This window comes from Microcystis sp. M079S1 (assembly GCF_020246425.1).
GTDB classification, from domain to species: Bacteria; Cyanobacteriota; Cyanobacteriia; order Cyanobacteriales; family Microcystaceae; genus Microcystis; species Microcystis aeruginosa.
The window spans coordinates 1-4,896 of record NZ_JADBSZ010000351.1; the positions used below are offsets into that span (position 1 = coordinate 1).

Annotated in this window: 4 protein-coding genes; 2 read left to right on the forward strand and 2 right to left on the reverse strand. The window is 38.6% G+C overall.

The genetic code is table 11. From position 1 onward, the window contains the following. Together IM456_RS22650 and IM456_RS22655 are read right to left on the reverse strand one after the other, a co-directional pair. Positions 1 to 372, reverse strand: a 372-nt coding sequence (locus IM456_RS22650; protein WP_287712810.1) for a Uma2 family endonuclease, incomplete at its 3' end; no start/stop codon positions are given. A 73-nt stretch (positions 373 to 445) separates the two neighbouring features. After that, positions 446 to 1,972, reverse strand: coding sequence for a bifunctional aminoglycoside phosphotransferase/ATP-binding protein (locus tag IM456_RS22655; RefSeq protein WP_287692374.1), 1,527 nt, complete (start codon positions 1,970 to 1,972; stop codon positions 446 to 448). Between the two features lie 791 nt (positions 1,973 to 2,763). On the opposite strand from IM456_RS22655, the gene IM456_RS22660 reads away from it, so the two are divergent. Then, the gene (locus IM456_RS22660; RefSeq protein WP_287692375.1) at positions 2,764 to 4,584 is read left to right on the forward strand and encodes an EAL domain-containing protein; all 1,821 of its coding nucleotides are present in this window, start codon (positions 2,764 to 2,766) and stop codon (positions 4,582 to 4,584) included. 267 nt (positions 4,585 to 4,851) lie between these two features. Next, positions 4,852 to 4,896 (forward strand): helix-turn-helix domain-containing protein (locus IM456_RS23450; protein ID WP_353737100.1); only part of this gene is annotated, 45 nt, incomplete at its 3' end.

A 4,896-nucleotide genomic window follows, 5' to 3' on the forward strand; every position in this document is an offset into this window, starting at 1 on the left:
GGTACGAGAACGTAATTCAATCACAAAATCAGGACACAAAGGCGGGAACTTTTCTCGCTCTTCTGCGCTCAAAGCTTCCCATCTCTCCCGTTTTATCCAAGCAACATCAGGAGAACGATCTCCTCCATTTGGTAAACGAAAAATTGTCGAAGAACTAAAGACTTTACCGGAATTACTTTGACGATTCCAAATCGTTACATCAGCAATTAAATCAGCTTCTCGATTACCACTATTTCCACCCACGGGAGGCATAATTAATAATTCTCCTTTTTGATTACGTTCTAAATTCCATGTTTGATTAGCCTGACAGAGATGATAAAATTGTTCATCGGTCAGATTAACTGTCTCTAGATTTAACACTACAGTTTCCATCGCTTCTCCTTTTTGCTGCTTTATACAAGATAACTTAATTATAAGAATGGCTATATCGGTGATTCATCTCAACCTATTTATCTAATTGACTCTCGAAAAATTCTGGCCAATTGGGATTAGTAGTATCTAGGGAAATTAGATAGGGTTGTTCTTTTTCATTAAAAGGTTCTGTTTTCTCAATTTGGGCATTTAAAACCTCGATAGTAGCGTCAGAAATATCACCTTTTCTAGCGGCAATCCGTTGTTTTAAAACTTCTATAGGTGCGTGACAATGGACAATATGAAAAGGAATCTGTAAATTTTGGGCATAGGTTAATAAGGGTTCTCGCCAAGCATATTTATCGTAGCGTGCATCGAGAATAACCGGATAACCTAAAGCTATTAAAATTTCGGCTAATTCCGCCAGTCGAGCGAAGGTTTTTTGACTCATTTCGAGACTATATATGTCTAGAATTCCTGTTTGATTTAAGTCAATTCCAGCCAAATGTTTGCGAACTGCATCGGAACGAATCTGAATAGCATTAAGATTTTTAGCAATTACTTTCGCTATGGTACTCTTACCCGAGCCAGAAAATCCCGACATCAGAATTAATCTCGGTTTCTGCGGTTGTGTGTACTGCCAAGCTAATTGATAATAATCCTGTGCATTGGCTTTAATTTTCTCGGAAAAACTGTCACCATCAAGCAAAAAACTATTGACTTTTGCTCTCACATACGCTTGTCTAGTCAGGTAGAGAGGCAAGACTTTTAAACCCTCCCAGTCGGCGGTTTGTTCTAAATAAGTATTCACAAATAAATTAGCGAAATCTCCTCTCCCCCTAGCGGTTAAATCCATGACTGTAAAAGCAATATCATACATGACATCAACGAAGCGAAAAGATTCATTAAATTCTATGCGATCAAATAATTGTATTTCTCCCTGCCACTGACAGATATTATTTAAATGTAAGTCGCCGTGACATTCGCGAATCATCCCTTTTATTTGTCTTTCCTCTAACCAATCTCCGTGTTCTGCGAAGAATTTATCTGTATAAGCTTTCGTTTCATCGTATTGTTTTTGGGTTTGGACAAAATTAATATATTTCTCGGTTTGTTGGTAGTTTTCATCAAAAGCTTGTTTAATAACTTCTAAATTGCCAAATTGAGTAATATAGGAATTAGTCACAGCTTGTCGATGAAATCTTGCCACTTTTTCAGCCAAAGAGCTTATAGCTTTTTCCGTTAGTTCTCCCCGTTCAAAAATTTTACTCAGTAAACATTCTTGGGGGAACTGATTCATTTTTAAAATGTATTCGATCGCTTTCCCTTCTCCATTTAAACTTATGCTACCCCGTTCCTCATTAATTGACAAAACTTCCAGATAGATATTGGCGGCAACTTTTTTATTTAACTCTAGTTCCTGTTCTAGATAATATTTTCTCTTTTCTAAAGTGGAGAAATCTAAAAAATTATAATTAACCGGTTTCTTGACTTTATAGGCATAATCTCCTGTCAAGAAGATAATTGAAGCATGGGTTTGGATAATTTCAACGGGAATTTTGACAGAATGAGGATAAAAGTCGGGATTTTTTAATTCTTCGATTAATCGGTTGCTATCCATAGGGAGAACTCCTGTCGGTTGCATCTCATTTTTGTAAATTTACTAGGTTGGGATTTTTAAAGGGAAACTCTCGGCTAGAATTGGCTGTTATTTCCGATTTTATCACTTAATCTTTGACTCTTGGGGGATTCTACCCCCCAAACCCCCCGTTGGGGAGTGGGAAGTGGGAAGTGGGGAGTAAGGGAGCGGGTTTTTAAAGTTTGATTGGCAGTTAATCGTACCACTAAAAACCGATTTGCTATCAGATGTCCGTGGAGGAACTGTCTCCCCCAAACGCTGGAAAGCATTAGCTTTGCAAGTGGGATGCTTACAGGGGGGTGTACATACATTTGTACCAATTTAAGGATGACTGATAATTGCTGATTGTCGGTAAGCTGTTGACTATCTGAATTGCTCGTTAAAACTGCGTGGGAGCGGGGTCAGCTTTAAGCCAAGGAATTAGGGGTACAGTTAGTTTTAGATAATTTTGATACTGGCTATTCCTTCTTAAGTTATATTGATAAATATCCCCTCGACAGCTTGAAGAGCGAACCTTTATCCCATCTTTACCATCAAAAACCGAGCATTTAGCCATGTTATCGACTATAATCGGCCTAGTACAGAATTTGAAGAAGTACAAGGATTTTGGTTGACTCAGACCTTGAAACCAGAAGATGTGACGCAATTCCTGTTAAGTAACTGTTCCAAATCACACCCAACACTTTATTGAGAAAATAAATTAAGTTAAAGACGAATAAGCCATGACTTTTGAGGGAGCATATTAACTTATATTTTGTCGAGGTACCGAAAAAATGATTAGTGGTTCATCCAATTCCCGTTATCTCCTCATTGTGGAAGACCCTCAAGGGAGAAGAACAATTACCCTAGAAGACATGAAATATTCTCTCGGCCGTAAGTCCGATAATCAAATTGTTCTTCGCTCCAAACACGCGTCTCGCTATCATGCGACTTTAATTAAAAAGAGTATTGATCGCCAAAATTTTTCCTATTGGATTCTTGATGGTGATTTAGAGGGGAATAAAAGTCATAATGGTATTTATGTCAATGGGTCTAAATGCTTGGTTCATGAATTAAAAGATGGTGATTTAATTAACTTTGGCTGTGATATAAATGCCAGTTTTCATTTAATAGCCAGTCAAGAAAAAATAGAGCAAGCACCGGTTAAAAGTTCAGGACAGCTACGAGTGGATCTGACGGAAAATGAAGCAAATTATAGCCGGGATAACCTCCACGCAAAAAGTACCCTAATTCTCCATCATTCCCCATCCCAGATCATTAGTTTTGATAACAGGACTCAAGAGGAATCTTCCCTAGATCCTCTCACGAATTTGCCTAACCGTTCTCTCTTTAATGAATATCTGTCAAATGCTATTAATAATGCCCAGAAAAGTAATCAAATGCTCGGTCTGTTATTAGTGGATGTAGAGCGGCTAAGAAATGTCAACAATCGACTAGGTTATCGACTGGGAGATAAGCTATTAAAAATCGTCAGTGAACGGTTAAGAAAAAATTTGAGATCGGGGGATATAGTCGCTCGTTGGGGAGGGGACGAATTTATTATCCTGCTGCCACAAATTAATAAGGCTAATGATCTGGAAAAAGTTAGTCAAAGAATTATTGAAACCCTAGAAAATAATTACGAAATCGAAAATCACTCCCTAGCCGTGCGATTCAATTTAGGTTCAGTTATCTGTCCCCCCGTCGGCACAGACAGAAAAATAATTTTACAGAAACTGGAGGAAAATTTAGTAGCGGTCAAGAATAATATCAATAATAACTCCAGGATAGAGTCAGTTAATGTTCACCCTAAAAATACTCGTAGTTCTAAAGTTGAATATTTTCTCTATCAGGCAATCAGAAATAATGAATTAGCTCTTTACTATCAACCGCAAGTTAATATGACTCAGGGACAAGTGGAAGGGTTAGAGGTATTATTGCGCTGGTTACACCCTCAATTCGGATTAATCGCTCCTAATCGTTTCTTACCCTTAATCCAAGAAAGCGAGTTAATCCTTGAGCTTAATCGTTGGGTGCTGAAAAATGCCTGTCAACAAGCACAAATATGGCAGCAGCGAGGATTATTATACACTCCCATCTCGATCAATCTGTCCCCGCACCAATTGCGGGATCCGCAGTTGCTCACCATCCTCAAAGAAGTCTTGACTGAAAGCAAAATCGGGCCTTTCTTTCTGGAGATGGAAATAACTGAGACAAGTTTACTAGAAAATAGCCGCGAAACCGGTCGAATTCTTGGGGATTTGCAGGAATTGGGTATTGGTATCACCCTTGATGATTTTGGCAGCGGTTACGCGTCGATCGCCTATCTCGGTCAATTTTCCGTGAAAAAACTGAAAATAGAGCAATCTTTAACGAAAAACCTGAGTAATAATCCCCAAGATACCCGTTTTATCTCGTCATTGTTGGCGATAGCGAAAAGTTTTAACTTAATAGTGATCGCCAAGGGAGTAGAAACCCAACAACAATTAGAAATCCTGCAAGAATTAGGTTGCGAGAGAATGCAAGGCAATCGCATCAGTGGCCCTCTAGCAGTGGAGGAAATGACTAAATTTCTCCACATCCACCGCAGCCTGTCAGTAATCAGTGATCAGTGATCAGTTATCAGCTCTGGGTTTTTAGTCAGGGGTATTAAGTGAGGAGGATGAAATAGCATTAACAGTGCTGTCCTTTCACTGATCACTGTTTACTGATAACTGATTACTGATAACTGATTTTGGTCACTGATTCCGGTATGATCTGAACAGGGAATCTAGTATCAAATACCTACTCATCGAAAATTTGGGTCTGAAACCCCGTCGTTCTACGACGGCTTTACTGTTAAATATTAGCACATTTGCGAAATATATGCTAAAATGTGAGGTATGGAGAAAGCCTATTCGTTTCGATTTTACCCAACACCAGAACAA

Bases quoted from the DNA above. Each gene is read 5' to 3' on its own strand.
- IM456_RS22655 (WP_287692374.1), bottom strand. From the start codon at position 1,972: ATGGATAGCAACCGATTAATCGAAGAATTAAAAAATCCCGACTTTTAT.
- IM456_RS22660 (WP_287692375.1), top strand. From the start codon at position 2,764: ATGATTAGTGGTTCATCCAATTCCCGTTATCTCCTCATTGTGGAAGAC.